Origin of the sequence: Flavobacterium sp., assembly GCF_039932285.1 — a bacterium.
Lineage (GTDB): Bacteria > Bacteroidota > Bacteroidia > Flavobacteriales > Flavobacteriaceae > Flavobacterium.
In genome coordinates this window covers 1-16784 of record NZ_JBDTQE010000038.1, presented here as the reverse complement: position 1 = coordinate 16784, position 16784 = coordinate 1, and the positions used below count along the sequence as shown (strand labels likewise).

The following is a 16784-nucleotide window of genomic DNA, read 5'->3' as shown; positions in this document are numbered from 1 at the left end:
GTGCCTCAGAACCTTTTATGAAAATAAACACCAAAACACTTGACAACGCCTATCTCACAATCGTATATTTGCACACGATTTAGGTTTAGACTTCAAAAAATCTAAAATCTAAATCCAGAACTCTAAAATTTTACTATGAAATTATCTCATTTCCAATTCAATTTGCCAGCCGAATTATTAGCCGAATATCCTGCCGAAAATCGTGATGAATCACGTTTAATGGTTGTTGATAGACAAAAAGGAACCATCGAACACAAAATGTTCAAAGACGTTTTAGAATATTTCGACGAAGGAGATGTTTTAGTTTTAAATAACACTAAAGTTTTTCCAGCACGTTTATACGGAAACAAAGAAAAAACAGGAGCAAGAATCGAAGTTTTCTTATTAAGAGAACTAAATGCAGAGCAACGTCTTTGGGATGTTTTAGTAGATCCAGCTCGCAAAATTCGTATCGGAAACAAATTATATTTTGGCGATGACGACTCATTAGTGGCTGAAGTAATAGACAATACAACTTCACGAGGAAGAACATTGCGTTTCCTATATGATGGTTCATACGAAGAATTTCGTGCAAAACTAACAGAACTAGGAGAAACGCCAATTCCAAAATATATCAATAGAGAAGTAACACCAGAAGATGCAGAGCGTTACCAAACAATTTATGCAAAAGAAGAAGGAGCAGTAGCTGCACCAACAGCTGGTTTGCATTTCTCTAAGCACTTAATGAAACGTTTAGAAATAAAAGGAGTTCAGTTTGCTGAAGTAACACTTCACGTAGGTTTAGGAACTTTTAACCCAGTTGAGGTTGAAGATTTATCTAAGCACAAAATGGATTCTGAAGAACTAAAAATCACACAAGAAGCTTGCGATATTGTAAATGCTGCAAAAGTAAGAAAAAACAGAATTTGTGCTGTAGGAACCACTTCAATGCGAGCGATAGAAAGTTCGGTATCTTCGGCAAGAACACTAAACCCTTATGATGGTTGGACAAATAAATTTATTTTCCCACCCCATGATTTTAGTTTAGCAACTTGTATGATAACAAATTTTCACACACCAAAATCGACATTAATGATGATGATATCAGCATTTTGTGGCCATGATTTAATGAAAGAAGCTTACGCACAAGCGATCAAGGAAGGATACAAATTCTATTCTTACGGAGATGCGATGTTAATTATATAATAATTTCGAAGACTTTTTTACATAAAACCTTTCAGTAATGAAAGGTTTTTTTATAGCCTGACCCGAAAAGGGTCAGGCATCCGCTACAATCTTTTTTATCGGCGAAAAGCCTCAAAAAAGGATTTCCGCTACTATCCCTCACGCGGTAAAGCGTGATTAATAACACCCAGTTATTTATATTGTGTTTTGAAAATCGGCGATAATCCGTCAAAATCCGTGTCATCCGCGTGCTATTGCGGTTAGTTTTTTAGCTACAGATTTTTATTCCAGCAATTTTAAGAAATAAATGACATGCTTAGGGTTTCTATAAAATCTCTCATCAATTGTCTATAATCTCTCATCTTTTTTTTACTTTTACAACACAAATAAATAAATCATGACTTTCCAAAATACATTACAATTTGCACAACAACTAGACTCGCAAGACGAACTAAAAGAATATAGAAATGAATTTATATTTCCGCAACACGATAACAAAAATGTAATATATTTTACAGGAAATTCATTAGGATTACAACCTAAATCAGCCAAAACTTACGTTGAAGAAGTAATGAACGATTGGGCAAATCTCGCTGTCGAAGGGCATTTTTATGCAGACAAACCATGGTGGGATTATCACGAACGGTTTGCAAACCCGTTAAGTAAAATTATTGGAGCAAAACCTACTGAAGTAACTGTAATGAATACGCTTACGGTAAACCTTCATTTACTTATGGTTTCCTTTTATCGACCTACAAAAACAAGATATAAGATTATTTGTGAAGAAAAAGCCTTTCCGTCTGACCAATATATGTTTCAATCTCAAGTTAATTTTCACGGTTACAAACCAGAAGATGCCATTGTCGAAATAAAAAGAAGAGAGGGAGAACACAATATCAGATTAGAAGATATTCTTGCAAAAATAGAAGAAGTAGGAGATGAGTTGGCATTGGTATTATTTGGAGGCGTAAATTACTACACGGGACAGGTTTTTGACATGAAAACAATCACCGAAGCGGGACACAAACAAGGCGCAAAAGTGGGTTTCGATTTGGCTCACGCTGCAGGAAATATTAAATTAGAACTACACGATTGGAATATTGATTTTGCTGCTTGGTGTTCTTATAAATATATGAATTCAGGCCCAGGAAATGCATCGGGATGCTTTGTTCACGAAAAACATCATAATAATGCTAGCTTGCCAAGATTTGCAGGTTGGTGGGGACACAACAAAGAAAGGCGTTTCAAAATGGAACCCAATTTTGACCCAGTTCATGGAGCTGATGGTTGGCAAATAAGCAATTTACCTATTTTATCATTGGCACCTTATTTGGCTTCAGTAGAAATATTTGCCGAAGTTGGTATGGATAAATTAATCACAAAAAGAAACCAAATTACAGCTTATTTAGAATTTATTCTGCACGAAATAGACAAAGAAGTAAAAGGTCATTTCGAAATTTTAACACCAAGTAATCAAGAAGAAAGAGCTTGTCAACTTTCTGTTTTTCTTCACGGAGAAGGTCGTCCGCTATTCGATTATTTAATGAAAAACGGAGTGATAACAGACTGGCGCGAGCCCAATGTAATTCGCCTAGCGCCAGTTCCTTTGTATTGCTCTTATGAAGACATGTATCATTTTGGACAAATATTGAAAAAAGGAATTCGATCAAATTAAAAACAATAAAAATCCGCGTGAATCTGTTTTTTAAAATATTTTATTCGCGTGACAATTATAGAAATATGAACAAACAACAAAAAATACAATCTTTCGATCCATCACAACCGGGATTGGCTGACGCTACAATTTTCGGATTACCATTTACAGCTGAAGAAAGTGAAATTATTATTATCCCAGTACCATGGGAAGTAACCGTAAGTTATGGTGCAGGAGCATCGGAAGGCCCAGAAGCAATTTTAGAAGCTTCTTTCCAAGTTGATTTGCAACACCAAGAATTTCCAGAGTTATGGAAATTAGGGATGTATTATGACCAAGCGCCAGAGCATTGGATCAAAGATTCTGATAAATACAAAAGTCTGGCACAACCGATTATTGAAGCTTTGGAAAACGGAGAGGTAATCGAAAATTTCCCTGCTTTACAATCTGATTTAGATAAAATAAATAAAGTTTGTGCCGAATTACATTCAGAAGTAAAAGAACGTGTTTTGTATTGGATAAAAAAAGGAAAAAAAGTAGTCTTGTTAGGCGGAGATCATTCGACACCATTAGGATATTACCAAGCATTAGCAACAATTCACGATAATTTCGGGATTTTGCATCTTGATGCTCACATGGATTTACGTATTGCCTACGAAGGATTTACATATTCGCATGCTTCTATCATGTATAATGCACTTCAAATCCCTCAAATAACAAAACTGGTTCAAGTTGGAATCCGTGATTTTTGTGAACAAGAAGTTGAAGTTGTAAAAAACCAAGGAAATAGAGTGGTTGTTCATACCGATATGGATATGAAAGGAGAAACTTTTGAAGGTAAAACATGGCAACAACAATGCGACAATATCATTGCTGCTTTGCCTCAAAAAGTAACCGTTTCTTTTGATATTGATGGGTTGTATTCGTGGTATTGTCCTAATACTGGAACGCCTGTTCCTGGGGGATTCTCTTTCGAGCAAGCCACCTATTTGTTAAGTAAATTAGCCAATTCAGGTAAAGAAATTATAGGTTTCGATCTAGTGGAAGTGGCTCCAGGAGAAAATGATGACTGGGACGGCAATGTAGGCGCAAGAATGTTGTATCATATGTGCGGAATGTTAGCTAAGAATAATGGGATGAATGTTGGGGATAAAATAAAATTCAATAAAAATTAAATTATATAATTTTGACGGTGTATTTTGGCGTTACTTTGTAATATATTAATTTAAAATATTTTAGTTATGAAAACGATAGGTTTAATGGTAGTGTCTCTGATTTTTTTTTCTTGTCAAAATCAAGCTAAACTAGATGTTCAAAAAGAAAAGCAAGCGAGTATTGATTCGATGAAAGTTGTTGTAGAAAAGCAAAGAGTTATCGATTCGATGAAGGTTGAAATGACTAAAATTGAAAAACAAAAAGAAGTAGTTGTAGTAAATCACAAAACAGAAACAGTTACAACCACAAAAAGAAAAAAATGGAGTGGTGCAGCAAAAGGCGCTGTAATTGGAGCTGGAGTGGGTGCTGTTACAGGAGCGCTTGTCAGTAAGAAAAAAGGAACAGGTGCAATTATAGGCGGATTAGCTGGTGCTGGAGTAGGAGCAGGAACAGGAGCTATAATTGACGATAGTAAGAAATAATAATTTATTATTTTTCAGTGTAAGATGCGTTTAAATTTAAATTTAAACGCATCTTTTTTATTTAAAACTGTAAATAATTAATTAGATTTGAATATAGATTTATCCAAAATGAAAAAATTAAAAAAAATCCTACTTGTTTTTATTTCGTTTATAGCTTTAATATCACTTTCATTATATGGTTACTTGTTAACTACAAAACCAAAATATGAGGGAGAATTATCTATAAAAAACATATCAAAAGAGACTACCGTATATTTTGATGATTATGGGGTGCCTCACATTTATGCTGCAAATCAAAAAGACGCAATGACTACACTAGGGTATGTTCATGCGCAGGACAGATTATGGCAAATGGAATTGATTCGTCGTATTGCACCCGGAAAATTATCTGAAATATTTGGAACTAGAGCACTTAAAAACGATAAATTCTTTATTGGCTTAGGGATCGATGAAAATTCGGAAAAAGCAATAGCTGAATTAGACAAAAACGGAAAACCATACCAAATGGCAATGGCGTATCTAGATGGCGTTAACCAATATCTAGAAAACGGAAAAACACCAATCGAGTTTACAATTTTAGGTATTAAAAAAGAAAAATTTACCTTAAAAGATGTTTACAATACTTTTGGATACATGGCTTTTAGTTTTGCTATGGCACAAAAAACAGATCCTTTACTTACGGATATACGCAACCAATATGGCGAAGCGTATTTGAAAGATTTAGGAATCGATTATTCCTTAAATCCAACAAGGCTAAAAATTTCAAAAGAACAAACACAAAAATATGTCGAAATTTCGAAATCGATAACAACGTTGTTAGAAAATTCTCCAGTCCCACCTTTTATCGGTAGTAATAGTTGGGTGCTTTCGCCAAAGAAAACTAAAACAGGAAAAGTACTTTTTTGCAACGATCCTCACATCGAATATTCCCAACCAGGAACGTGGTACGAAGCACATATTTCTTGTCCAGAATATGAAATGTATGGCTATTATATAGCAGGAACTCCGTTTCCACTTTTAGGTCATAATCGAGACTATGCTTACGGATTAACAATGTTCGAAAACGATGATGCCGATTTATTTCAAGAAGAGAATAATCCAAAAGATGAAAATCAGTATAAAACGGTTACAGGTTTCGAAAAGTATAAAATAAGAACTAAAACCATTAAAGTTAAAGATTCTACATCGGTAATTTTAAAAATAAAAGAAACACAACACGGGCCAATAATTAATGATTTAATTGCTGATTTTAAAACACAAAAACCGGTTTCTTTTTCTTGGATTTACACCCAACAACCCAATAAAATCCTTGATGCAGTTTACGGATTAAGCCGGGCTAATGATATTGCAGAATTTCAAAAAGGTGTTTCTTATATCGTAGCACCGGGACTTAATATAATGTATGGCGATGCTAAAAACAATATTGCTTGGTTTACCTCTGGAAAATTATACAAACTGGAAAAAGGAGTAAATGCCAATTTTATTTTAAATGGTACCAATGGAATCGATGATAAAAAGCAGTTTTTAGATTATTCTAACAATCCATCGGCGATAAATCCGAGTTGGAATTATGTGTATTCTTCAAACAATATGCCCGAAGCGATTGAAGGTTACAATTATCCAGGATATTATTTGCCCGAAGATAGAGCCAGAAGAATCACAAATTTACTAGATAATAAAAGTGATTGGAGTAAAGAAGATGTAAGTAAAATGCTTACTGATAATACATCTCCAGTTTCTATTGAAATAGTAAAGACAATGTTATCAGTTATAGATAGTGAAAAACTTTCAGAACAAGAAAAAACAGCAGTTAATATCTTGAAGAATTGGAAAGGAACAAACGGATTAGCAGACGTTGCACCAACTATTTATAATAAATGGATTTATTTGTATTTAAAAAATACTTATCAAGACGAAATGGGAGAAATTTCGTTTAAACAATTCTTGAAAACACATATTATGAAGCAAAGTATAGCTTTTCAAACTAAAAATGAAAATTCACCTTGGTGGGATAATATTGCGACTAAAAATAAGAAAGAAACTCGTAAAGACATTCTAAAGTTAGCATTGCAACAGGCAGTTTTAAGTTTAAATAATCAACTAGGGAACGAGGTAAATTCATGGACATGGAATCGAGTACATAAAGTGGAATATAAGCATCCGTTAGGAAGTGTTGCTTTGTTTAAACCTTTTTTTAATGTTGGAATTTTTGATATTTCAGGCACAAATGAAGTTATAAATAATACCATGTTCGATTATTCTGATGCTGCTGAATATACTATAAAAGCAGGGCCGTCAACAAGAAGAATTGTCGATTTTTCTGATGTAGAAAACAGTTGGAGTATTTTGCCAACAGGACAATCTGGCAATCCTATGAGTAAACATTACAATGATCAAGCAGAAATGTATGCTACAGGAAAATTTAGAAAAATGAAATTGAATAAAGAAGAAATCATAAAAACTTCTACTAAATTGGTTTTCAAAACTAAATAAATTGGCTCATCTTTGTAGTCTTAAAATTAGGAGCAATGTTTAGCGACTTTGATTTTTAATTTGTAATTTTTAATTCGTTTTTAATTAATGCAAACACAAAAAAAAATTGCAATAGTAGGTTCAGGATTAGTAGGAACTTTATTAGGGATTTATCTAAAAAAAAGAGGACATACAGTTCATGTTTACGATAGAAGTCCGGATATTAGAAAAATTAATTTTACGGGACGTTCTATCAATTTAGTATTGTCTGATAGAGGTGTAAAAGCTTTACGTGACGTAGGCTTAGATGACGAGGTTTTACGCATTGGTACTCCAGTAGCAAAACGCGCTATTCATACGGGATTAGAAACTGTTAATGAACAATTTTACGGAAAAGATGGCGAAGTAATTTATTCGCTTTCTAGAGGTTTGTTGAATAAAAAAATGGTCGATTTGGCCGAAAAAGCGGGAGTAGAATTTTTCTTCGAAGAAAAAGTTTGGGATGTAGATTTAACAACGGCTACAATTTCAATTGGGGAAACCGAAAGAGGTGAATGGACGACACATGATTACGATTTAACTTTTGGTTCAGACGGTGCTTTTTCTAGAATTAGACATAGAATGCAACGCCAAAGCATGTTCAATTATTCACAAGAATTTCTAGAAGTTGGTTACAAAGAATTAAATATTCCAGCTAATGCAGATGGTTCTCATAAATTAGATAAAAATGCATTGCATATTTGGCCTCGAGGTAAATTCATGTTAATGGCATTAGCTAATTTAGACGGTAGTTTTACGTGCACTTTATTTATGCCACATGATGGTGAAAACTCTTTTGAATCTTTAAAAACGACAGAGCAGTTAGTTGACTTTTTTGCCAAAAATTTCCCAGATACTGCAGCAGTAATTCCAAATTTAGTAGAAGATTTCTTTAAAAATCCAACCAGTTACTTGGTAACAATGAAATGCTTCCCTTGGACATATAGCGACAAAGTAGCCTTAATTGGAGATGCAGCCCATGCTATTGTGCCTTTTTATGGTCACGGAATGAATGCTGGTTTTGAAGATATTACCGTTTTGGAAGAAATGATGGAAAAATATGGCGATGATTGGGCAAATCTGTTAAATGATTACGAAAATTCTCGCAAACCAAATACAGATGCGATCGCAGAACTTTCGTACAGAAATTTTATGGAAATGAGTGCTAAAACTGCCGATGCTAATTTCTTACTACAAAAGAAAATCGAAAAATGGTTTTCAGACAAACATCCAAAATTATGGATTCCGTTATATTCTCGAGTAACATTTAGTCATCAACCTTATGCCGAAGCATTAGCAATTGGCGATAGACAAAATGAAATCATGCAAGAAGTTTTAAAAATGGATAACATTCATCAAGATTGGGATAATGCTGAAGTGGAAGATAAAATCATTCAACTTTTAAATTCCAAATAGATTTTAAAATTCACTACTCTTCACGATGCACTTTCGTGAAATCAAAAGCAGGTTTGCAAATAGACATGTATTCACAAGGCTCATCAAAAGGATTTGAATATTGAACACGTGTGTTTTTTTCAATTTTTATAGATTGTCCAGCTTCTAAAATTATAATTTCATCATCTATAATAAATTGCTTTTTCCCTGAAATAATATAAGTGTATTCTTCAAATTCAGGCGTTTGAAAAGGCTCGCTCCATTTTGGTTGAGCAATCATGTGAGCAACTGAAATATCTTTATTTCCTGTTGTTGCATTTCCATGATGTTCTTCAATAAGTTTTCCGTCTGTCGTAGGAACTACAAATGGTGATTTTTGGATAAAATATTTTTTCATTTTGTGATTTCGAGACATTAGAATCTCATATAATTATGATTTAATTTTTTCTATAAAGATTTATAATTCCAAATAAACTAACAATCGCCCAAGTTGCTTCCAGAATTATAAATGGCATATAATTAATCAGTAATGAGGCATAACAAGCCAAACTTGCGCCAACAATATTCATTACAAAATATAATTTCCCGTCTTTTTTTATTAACGAGAAAATATTCAAAAAATAGGCAATTAGGATTAATCCAACTCCAATTGTACCAATGATGTCATTATAACTCATTACTTTTTAAGAACCTTCATTAAAATGCTAAAAGCACCTCTTATAAAACTAGCACTCGTAACTACTTTCAATACCGATTTGCCTACAACACTTGCGGTGCTTGGTTCTTTACTAGCTCTTTTTTCTTCTTCTTTTTCAGCAATTTCTCCCGATATGTCTTCTATTTTTTTAGTCAATATCTCATAAGCACTTTCTCGATCTATTTCTTCTGAGTATTTTTCTACTAATTTCGATTTCGAATTAATTTCAGAAATTTCACTTTCGGTCAAAATATCCATTCTACTTTCAGGTGCGCGCATCATAGTTGCAGCTAATGGTGTAGGAATTCCTTTTTCGTTTAGCGCTGTTACCAATGCTTCTCCAATTCCGAGAGAAGTTAATAACTCTTCTGTTTTATAAAATTCGGAAGTCGGATAATTATCGGCAGTTTGGTTTATCGCTTGTCGGTCATTTGCTGTAAAAGCTCTCAAAGCATGCTGGATTTTTAAACCCAATTGTGCCAAAACACCTTTGGGAATATCCATTGGGTTTTGAGTTATAAAATAAACGCCAACGCCTTTAGAACGAATTAGCTTGATAATAGTTTCTATCTGGTCTAGCAAAGTTTTACTCGCTTCATTAAATATAAGATGTGCCTCATCTATAAAAATAACTAATTCAGGTTGATCAACATCTCCTTTTTCGGGCATTTGTTGGTATATTTCTGCCAAAAGACTCAGCATAAATGTCGAAAATAATTTGGGTTTGTCTTGAATGTCTGTTAAACGAACAATATTTATGTAACCTTGGCCATTTTCATCAATTCTCATTAAATCATCAATTTCAAATGATTTTTCTCCAAAAAACGTAGTGGCACCTTGTTGTTCGAGTTCAATAATTTTTCTTAAAATGGTTCCTGTTGTCGAAGTCGAAATTTTACCATATTCTTCAGAAATTTCGTCTTTTCCTTCTTCTGTAATATAATTCATGACTTTTTTAATGTCTTTCAAATCTAAAAGAGGTATTTTTTTGTCATCACAATATTTAAAAATTACTGATATTACTCCAGCTTGCGTATCATTCAAGTCTAAAATTCTAGAAAATAAAACAGGCCCAAATTCTGAAACTGTTGCACGCAAACGAACACCATTTTGTTCTGAAAGAGATAACAGTTCGACAGCAAAAGCTTTCGGAGAAAACGGAATGTTTATTTTAGTATGTCTTTCGGTAATAAACGGTTTTTCTTCGCCTGCTTTTGCTACGCCCGAAAAATCACCTTTTATATCCATCATTAGAACCGGAATTCCTTTTTGCGATAGTTGTTCGGACAGTACTTGAATCGTTTTTGTTTTTCCAGTTCCTGTTGCGCCAGCAATTAATCCGTGGCGGTTTAAGGTTTTTAATGGGATTGTAACATGTAAGTCTAAAGCTTCACCGTTTAGCATGGCGCCACCAAGAATGATACTTTCGCCTTTGCAAGTGTAGCCTTCTGTTATTTGGGTTTTAAAATTTTCTACCGTATTCATTATGTATATTTATAAATCTGCAAGTTATTAATTTTTCATTTAATAAAACTCTTATTTCTTTCTATAAAAATGGCTTAATTTTTGCTGTTATTTGATAAGATGATTCTTTTTCTGTAAATTATCTAAAGCATATTATTTTTTTGCAGATTTTGTGATTATCATATAAAACAACTTGATTTTTTATTAAATAGTTAATAATCAGTTTATTTTTGAATGCATTTTGTGTTTAATGTTTTTTTTTAAATATTTTCAATGTGTTATTATTGTTACTATTATTTAGAAAGTTTAAAAAAAGTTTTTTTATTAGAACTAAAAAATTAAATTTGCCTTCACTATTTAATAATAACAAAAGAAATTATAATCAATTAAGAAAATTTAAATTTTAAAAAAATGGCAAACGTTAAAAAAGAAAGTAGTTCAAACGGAGGAGATATGTTCTCAGGAATAGTAATCGTATCATGTATTGCGGTTGGAATATTAGTTTGGAAGTTCGTAATGGGTGCAGGCGTAAATTTTGCTGGAGGAATTTCAGGGGGAACACCATTACCAGGAAATTATCTTGCAATGGTTTATAAAGGAGGTCAAATTGTACCTGTTTTGATGGGGTTATTGTTAATGGTTGTTGTTTTTGGAATCGAAAGATTTATGGTTATATCTAAAGCTGCTGGAAAAGGTAATTTAGATGCATTTATGAAAAAAGTACAAGGTAGTATTACTACTGGAGATATAGACGGAGCTATTGATGCTTGCGACAAACAAAAAGGATCAGTTGCTAATACAATTAAAGCAGGTCTTGTAAAATACCAAGCTGTAAAAGCAGAAGGTTTTACAAGTGAAGAAGCTACAGAAACTATTCACAAAGAAATAGAAGAAGTGACTTCTCTTGAAATGCCAATGTTAGAGAAAAACTTAACAATTATTTCTACATTAGTATCTTTAGGAACTCTTGCAGGTCTTTTAGGAACTGTAACAGGTATGATTAAAGCATTTGCTGGATTAGCAGGTGGTGGTGGAGCAGATTCTGCTGAATTAGCAAATGGTATTTCTGAAGCACTTATTAATACAGCAACAGGTATTTCTACTTCTGCATTAGCAATTGTTGTTTACAACTACTTTACTTCAAAAATTGATACGTTAACTTATTCTATTGACGAAGCAGCTTCAACAATGGTAAATACTTACAGACGTTTCAAAGGAAGTGTAAAATAATATAAAAAATTATTGCAAAGGAAAAAGAAAATAAATTCTCTTTTTCCTTTGCATAAAAAAACAAGAATATGGCTAAAGTAAAAATGAATAAAAAAGTAGCTGCTATCGACATGACAGCCATGTGTGATGTAGCGTTTCTTCTGCTTACTTTCTTTATCTTGACTGCGACTGCAAAACAGCCAGAACCTTTACCAGTTGACACACCTAGTTCTACTGTGCAAACAAAATTGCCAGAAAAAGATTTAGCTACGTTAACGTTAGGAAGTGGTAAAGTGTTTTTTGGAGTTACTGGAAAAGAAGTTAGAATAAAAACGCTAGAGCTAATGGGTGCCAAATATGGCATTGCATTTTCTCCAGAAGAAAGAAAAAGATTTTCAGTGATAGATGCTTTTGGTGTTCCAATGTCACAACTTAGAAGCTTAATAGCTAAAGAAGCGGCAGAAAGAAATCAGAAAAATTTGCAACCAGGAATTCCTAAAGATTCATTGGATAACCAGTTAAAAGATTGGATTTACAATGCAAGAATTGCGACACGAGATATTGCGCAAACAGAATTGAAGGTAGCAATAAAAGGAGATGCAAAACAAGAATATCCGGAAATTAAGAAAGTAATTGATATTTTACAAGCTCAGTCAATAAACAGTTTCAATTTAGTGACTGGTTTGCGCGGAGAAGATTTTTAATATTTAAAAAAAAACAACGATGGCAGAATTAAATACTGGCGACGGCGGAGGCAAAAAAGGTGGAAAAGTAAGGAGTAAAAAAGGAAATTCTCGTGTAGATTTAACTGCAATGGTAGATTTGGCTTTTTTGTTAATTACATTTTTTATGCTAACGACTTCGTTGAATAAACCACAATCGATGGATTTAGGAATGCCTGAAAAAGACCCTAAAAATCCACCGCCACCTGTTTTAGTTGACGAAAGAAGAACTATGACTATCATCCTGGGTGAAAATGATAAGTTAAAAAATTATATGGGTCTTATTGAAAGTCCAATTGAAGCTCCTAAATCTATTTCTTATGGTAAAGAAGGCATTCGTAAAGATATTCTTTCTAGAGTTAAATCAGTACCAGAGGTAACAGGAGATCCTAAAAGGGGATTAATTGTAATAATCAAACCAGGTAAAAAATCTACTTATAGAAATTTAGTCGATATTCTTGATGAGATGGCTATTTGTAAGGTTCCAACTTATGCAATTGTGGATATTACTCCAGCTGAAATTGCTTTGTTAGATAAAGAATAGGTTATTATTTAACCAAAAAAATGATAAAATTATGAAATTAGATTTATTCAGAACGCAGTGGTTAGATTTAGTTTTCGATGGTCGTAATAAAAAGTATGGTGCTTATGAGTTGCGAAAAGAGAATCCTAAAACATCGGTTAAAGCATTATTAGGTGGTGCATTTATTTTTGCATTCGCTTTAAGTACACCTTTATTGCTTGATTTGCTTCCAGATTCTGAAGCAAAAAATACACTCGACGAAAAAGTTGTTTTGGTAAATTTAGATAAACCTAAAGAGAAATTACCTGAGCCAATAAAACCACCAGAGCCTCCAAAACCAAAGATTGACGAAGTAAAATTTGTTGCTCCTAAAGTTGTGGCGAAAGAAAAAGTAGTAGAAGAAATTAAAACTATCGAGGAGCTTAAGGATAAAACTATTGCTGCAAAAGATCAAAAAGGTGATAAAGATGCTGCCATTGTAATCGATCAACCTACTGGAAATGCGGATAAAGATGCCGAGATTATAGATAATAATGTATATAGTTCTGCGGGTATTGAAGTTCAACCAGAATTCCCAGGTGGATGGGCTAAATTTGGGCAGTATGTTCAAAAAAATTACCGATCTCCGGAAGTAGAACAGGATCTTAAAGGACGTGTTTTTGTTGAGTTTGTTGTCGAAAAAGATGGTAGCTTAACAGATATTAAGGTAGTAAGGGATTTAGGTTTTGGTACAGGAGCAGAAGCAATTAGAATGCTAAAAAGTGCACCTAGATTTAAACCAGGAGTTCAAAATGGTAAAACTATACGTGTACGTTATAGTTTGCCTATCATGCTAGATATTAAAACAGAATAATGGATTCTATAAATTCAAATAATACCAAGAAGAAATCGCTAAAAGAGCGATTTCTTCTCGTTATAGGAATATTGTTTTTTGTGCTATACTTAGTTTTTGGATTGGCAGTAATTTTCTGGAAAGGTTTAGGACTGGATATGTCTGATACTTACAGAATTGCTTTTGGTGGCATAATTATTGTTTATGCTTTTTTACGATTTATTCGTTTCTTTCAAAAATCATAATAATGAGAAAATCAAGTTTTTTTATTTTAATAAGTTTTGTTTTTGTTATTGTATTCTCATGCGATAAGAAATCAAAAAATAAACAGGAGGAAACTATTCTAGAAGGTAAAGTGACTATACTTATAGATGAGACTTTACTTCCAGTGATAGAAGATCAGGTAGATGTTTTCGAAAATCAGTACAACGCATCAATTACATTAGTTGGTAAATCTGAATCAGAAATTGTACAGTTATTGTCTAAAAACAAACAGCAATTAGCAATTTTGTCTAGAGAACTAACAAAAAATGAATCAGAAATTTTCGAAATAAAAAAGATTAAGCCTAGAGTTACTCCATTAGCAATAGATGCTATTGCATTTATTTCACATAAAAATAACAATGATACACTTATCGATTTAGAGAAAGTAATTACTTTTGTGCAAGGAAAAAATCAAAAAGATTTTAAAGGATTGGTTTTTGATAATGCAAACTCTAGTACAGTTCGTTACATAAAAGAATTAGCAAAAATTAATGTATTGCCTAAAGAGAAAATATTTTCTTTTCAAACTAATAATGAAGTAATTCAATTTGTCGCAAAAAACGAAGGGATGATTGGAGTTATTGGAGTAAATTGGTTGTCAGAGCCAACTCCTAAAATGAAAGAGATTGTAAACGAAGTTAAGGTGTTAAGCGTTAAGTGTTTAAACAGCAATAATTTTGTAAAACCTAGCCAAGATAATATAGCAAGTGGTTTGTATCCACTTACTCGCGAAATAAAAATGTTAAATTATCAGCCATTTGCAGGTTTAGGCATGGGTTTTGCTTCATTTGTAGCAGGAGATATAGGACAACGTATTATTCTAAAATCAGGACTTGTTCCAGTTAGAATTCCAAATAGAAATATTAAAATCCGAAAAGAAATAAACAACAAGAAATAATTAATACAAAATAAAATGAATAAAGTTAAATTTTTCAGTATTGCATTAGTAGCATTTGGGTTTTCTACTTACGCACAAGAAATTGAGTTAGCTAAAAAAGCTATTGATGCTGAACAGTACGAAAAAGCAAAATCTATTTTAAAATCAGCGTTGAATACAAAACCAGATAATGGTAAAATTGATTTTTTACTAGGAAATGTTTATTTGCAACAAAGTCAACAAGACTCTGCAAAAATATTTTTTCAAAAAGGATTAACAGCAAAAGAAGGAGCAAGCTTTAATTATATTGGGCTAGGTCAGATAGATTTAAATAATGGAAATGCTACAGCAGCTCAAATTAATTTTGATCAAGCGACAAAAGATATAAAGAAGAAAGATATAGAACAGTATATTTATATTGGGAAAGCATTTACAAATGCAGAAAATCCAGATTATAAAAATGCAATTTTAAATATTACAAAAGCGAAAACAATAAATCCTAATGATGCTCAAATGCAAATGGCATTAGGGGATGCTTATTATTTAGATAGAAATCAAAATGAAGCATATAAAGCATACAGTAATGCTTTTGACGCTGACCCAACATTAATTCGTGCAAAAATGCAATTAGGAGTTTTACTAAAAGGTGCAAAAGCATTTTCAGAAGCAAAATCGGCATTTGATGGTGTAATCGCAACAAATTCAAATTTTGGGCCAGTATATCGAGAATTAGCAGAAACTTATTTTCAATGGGGAACAAACGACAAAGCCAAATATGCAGAATATACTTCAAAAGCTTTAGCGTATTATGAAAAATATATGAGCTTAACAGATTATTCTTTAGCTTCACGTTTTCGTCATGCAGAATTTTTAATTGTTGCAAAAGATTATGTTGCTTTAGAAAAAGAAGCAAATGAAATGAAAAAATTAGATAATGTAAATCCAAGAATTTTACGTTATTTAGGTTATGCTTCTTATGAAAATGGTAATACAGACAATGCAATTAAAGTGCTAACAGACTACACAACAAATTCAGCAAACAAAGTTATAGGTAGAGATTACTTGTACTTAGGATTAGCTCAATTAAAAAATGCAACACCAGCAACTGCAACAGCTGATATCAAACCAGTTATAAATGATGTTCTGTTTCAAACGGCTGTAGCTAATCTTCGTAAGGCTGTAGATTTAGATAAACCAATGGCAAATGATTTAAACGATATTGGTAAAAAATATTTTGATCTAAAATTGTATAAATATGCCGCGGAGATATATGAAGTAGCAATATCAAATCCAAATTCTAAAAATTATTTATATGATAATTTTTATTTAGGATATGCATTATATTTTGAAAATTCAAATAAAGATGCAGCAAAAATGGATATTGTAGCGTTAAAAAAAGCTGATAAGGCGTTCGATAATGTCTCAATAGCCTCTCCAACAACGCAAGATGCATACATATATAGAGCTAGGGTAAATAGTTTGATGGATAAAGATCCAGTTGCACAAGAGCAAATGGCTAATAGTTACGAAGAATACATAAAAGCAGTAACGGCAAAGGGAGACGTGGAGCTTGAAAAACCTGCAAATAAAACAAAATTTGTAGAAGCATATCAAAATCTTGCTTTACATTATAAGAAAGATAAAGTAAAAGCAAATGAATATTTAGCAAAAGCATTAGCAATAGAGCCAACAAATGCCGATTTGTTAAACATGCAGAAAGCACTAAAATAATATTAAAACACTTTTTAGAAACCGTCTTGTTATAATTAACAAGACGGTTTTTTTATGAATAAATATGCTTTGTTATATATAATATATATATTATGGCATACAAC

Annotated in this window: 16 protein-coding genes; 13 read left to right on the top strand and 3 right to left on the bottom strand. The window is 32.5% G+C overall.

Translation table 11 applies throughout. The annotated features are described in order from the left end of the window. The first annotated feature begins 135 nt into the window (after nucleotides 1–135). From queA to ABI549_RS08465, 6 genes are all read left to right on the top strand, one after another. Nucleotides 136–1185: a tRNA preQ1(34) S-adenosylmethionine ribosyltransferase-isomerase QueA gene (queA, locus tag ABI549_RS08490; protein WP_348076029.1), complete on the top strand. Its 1050-nt coding sequence runs from the start codon at nucleotides 136–138 to the stop codon at nucleotides 1183–1185. Between the two features lie 376 nt (nucleotides 1186–1561). Further along, nucleotides 1562–2839, top strand: coding sequence for a kynureninase (kynU, locus tag ABI549_RS08485; RefSeq protein ID WP_348076028.1), 1278 nt, complete (start codon nucleotides 1562–1564; stop codon nucleotides 2837–2839). 65 nt (nucleotides 2840–2904) lie between these two features. Continuing rightward, nucleotides 2905–3993: an agmatinase family protein gene (locus ABI549_RS08480; RefSeq protein ID WP_348076027.1), complete on the top strand. Its 1089-nt coding sequence runs from the start codon at nucleotides 2905–2907 to the stop codon at nucleotides 3991–3993. Between the two features lie 66 nt (nucleotides 3994–4059). Beyond that, entirely contained in the window at nucleotides 4060–4455 is a 396-nt protein-coding gene (locus ABI549_RS08475) for a glycine zipper family protein (RefSeq protein WP_348076026.1), read from the top strand. Nucleotides 4456–4563: 108 nt separating this feature from the next. After that, nucleotides 4564–6948 (top strand): penicillin acylase family protein, encoded by a 2385-nt coding sequence (locus tag ABI549_RS08470; RefSeq protein ID WP_348076025.1) that lies wholly within the window; start codon nucleotides 4564–4566, stop codon nucleotides 6946–6948. Between the two features lie 87 nt (nucleotides 6949–7035). Next, on the top strand, nucleotides 7036–8382 hold the full coding sequence (locus ABI549_RS08465; RefSeq protein ID WP_348076024.1) for an NAD(P)/FAD-dependent oxidoreductase: 1347 nt from the start codon (nucleotides 7036–7038) through the stop codon (nucleotides 8380–8382). 13 nt (nucleotides 8383–8395) lie between these two features. Here ABI549_RS08465 and ABI549_RS08460 read toward each other — a convergent pair whose 3' ends face one another. Genes ABI549_RS08460 through ABI549_RS08450 form a run of 3 tightly spaced genes read right to left on the bottom strand, consistent with a single transcriptional unit; the run spans nucleotide 8396 to nucleotide 10543 of the window. Continuing rightward, nucleotides 8396–8758 carry a cupin domain-containing protein gene (locus ABI549_RS08460; protein WP_348076023.1) on the bottom strand — a complete coding sequence of 121 codons (363 nt, stop codon included), beginning with the start codon at nucleotides 8756–8758 and terminating at the stop codon, nucleotides 8396–8398. Nucleotides 8759–8798: 40 nt separating this feature from the next. Further along, nucleotides 8799–9038, bottom strand: coding sequence for a hypothetical protein (locus ABI549_RS08455; RefSeq protein ID WP_348076022.1), 240 nt, complete (start codon nucleotides 9036–9038; stop codon nucleotides 8799–8801). Beyond that, nucleotides 9038–10543, bottom strand: a complete 1506-nt coding sequence (locus ABI549_RS08450) for a helicase HerA-like domain-containing protein (protein ID WP_348076021.1) — start codon at nucleotides 10541–10543, stop codon at nucleotides 9038–9040. Before ABI549_RS08450 ends, ABI549_RS08455 begins: the two co-directional genes overlap by 1 nt. 390 nt (nucleotides 10544–10933) lie before the next feature. Here ABI549_RS08450 and ABI549_RS08445 point away from each other — a divergent pair, with 390 nt between their 5' ends. From ABI549_RS08445 to ABI549_RS08415, 7 genes are all read left to right on the top strand, one after another. Continuing rightward, the gene (locus ABI549_RS08445) at nucleotides 10934–11752 is read left to right on the top strand and encodes a MotA/TolQ/ExbB proton channel family protein (RefSeq protein ID WP_348076020.1); all 819 of its coding nucleotides are present in this window, start codon (nucleotides 10934–10936) and stop codon (nucleotides 11750–11752) included. 68 nt (nucleotides 11753–11820) lie between these two features. Beyond that, the gene (locus ABI549_RS08440) at nucleotides 11821–12435 is read left to right on the top strand and encodes a biopolymer transporter ExbD (protein WP_348076019.1); all 615 of its coding nucleotides are present in this window, start codon (nucleotides 11821–11823) and stop codon (nucleotides 12433–12435) included. Between the two features lie 19 nt (nucleotides 12436–12454). Beyond that, the gene (locus ABI549_RS08435) at nucleotides 12455–12997 is read left to right on the top strand and encodes a biopolymer transporter ExbD (protein ID WP_348076018.1); all 543 of its coding nucleotides are present in this window, start codon (nucleotides 12455–12457) and stop codon (nucleotides 12995–12997) included. Between the two features lie 31 nt (nucleotides 12998–13028). Then, nucleotides 13029–13829 (top strand): energy transducer TonB, encoded by an 801-nt coding sequence (locus ABI549_RS08430; RefSeq protein ID WP_348076017.1) that lies wholly within the window; start codon nucleotides 13029–13031, stop codon nucleotides 13827–13829. After that, a complete protein-coding gene (locus tag ABI549_RS08425; protein WP_348076016.1) occupies nucleotides 13829–14053 on the top strand; it encodes a hypothetical protein in 225 nt (74 codons plus the stop codon). Before ABI549_RS08430 ends, ABI549_RS08425 begins: the two co-directional genes overlap by 1 nt. Nucleotides 14054–14055: 2 nt before the next feature. Next, entirely contained in the window at nucleotides 14056–14970 is a 915-nt protein-coding gene (locus ABI549_RS08420; protein ID WP_348076015.1) for a substrate-binding domain-containing protein, read from the top strand. 15 nt (nucleotides 14971–14985) lie between these two features. Further along, nucleotides 14986–16680 (top strand): tetratricopeptide repeat protein, encoded by a 1695-nt coding sequence (locus ABI549_RS08415; protein WP_348076014.1) that lies wholly within the window; start codon nucleotides 14986–14988, stop codon nucleotides 16678–16680. Nucleotides 16681–16784: the final 104 nt, after the last annotated feature.

Coding starts and splice junctions, on each gene's coding strand:
- ABI549_RS08415 (WP_348076014.1), top strand. CDS start 14,986: ATGAATAAAGTTAAATTTTTCAGTATTGCATTAGTAGCATTTGGGTTT.
- ABI549_RS08435 (WP_348076018.1), top strand. CDS start 12,455: ATGGCAGAATTAAATACTGGCGACGGCGGAGGCAAAAAAGGTGGAAAA.
- queA (WP_348076029.1), top strand. CDS start 136: ATGAAATTATCTCATTTCCAATTCAATTTGCCAGCCGAATTATTAGCC.
- ABI549_RS08470 (WP_348076025.1), top strand. CDS start 4,564: ATGAAAAAATTAAAAAAAATCCTACTTGTTTTTATTTCGTTTATAGCT.
- ABI549_RS08450 (WP_348076021.1), bottom strand. CDS start 10,543: ATGAATACGGTAGAAAATTTTAAAACCCAAATAACAGAAGGCTACACT.
- ABI549_RS08475 (WP_348076026.1), top strand. CDS start 4,060: ATGAAAACGATAGGTTTAATGGTAGTGTCTCTGATTTTTTTTTCTTGT.
- kynU (WP_348076028.1), top strand. CDS start 1,562: ATGACTTTCCAAAATACATTACAATTTGCACAACAACTAGACTCGCAA.
- ABI549_RS08445 (WP_348076020.1), top strand. CDS start 10,934: ATGGCAAACGTTAAAAAAGAAAGTAGTTCAAACGGAGGAGATATGTTC.
- ABI549_RS08455 (WP_348076022.1), bottom strand. CDS start 9,038: ATGAGTTATAATGACATCATTGGTACAATTGGAGTTGGATTAATCCTA.
- ABI549_RS08425 (WP_348076016.1), top strand. CDS start 13,829: ATGGATTCTATAAATTCAAATAATACCAAGAAGAAATCGCTAAAAGAG.
- ABI549_RS08480 (WP_348076027.1), top strand. CDS start 2,905: ATGAACAAACAACAAAAAATACAATCTTTCGATCCATCACAACCGGGA.
- ABI549_RS08440 (WP_348076019.1), top strand. CDS start 11,821: ATGGCTAAAGTAAAAATGAATAAAAAAGTAGCTGCTATCGACATGACA.
- ABI549_RS08420 (WP_348076015.1), top strand. CDS start 14,056: ATGAGAAAATCAAGTTTTTTTATTTTAATAAGTTTTGTTTTTGTTATT.
- ABI549_RS08465 (WP_348076024.1), top strand. CDS start 7,036: ATGCAAACACAAAAAAAAATTGCAATAGTAGGTTCAGGATTAGTAGGA.
- ABI549_RS08430 (WP_348076017.1), top strand. CDS start 13,029: ATGAAATTAGATTTATTCAGAACGCAGTGGTTAGATTTAGTTTTCGAT.
- ABI549_RS08460 (WP_348076023.1), bottom strand. CDS start 8,758: ATGAAAAAATATTTTATCCAAAAATCACCATTTGTAGTTCCTACGACA.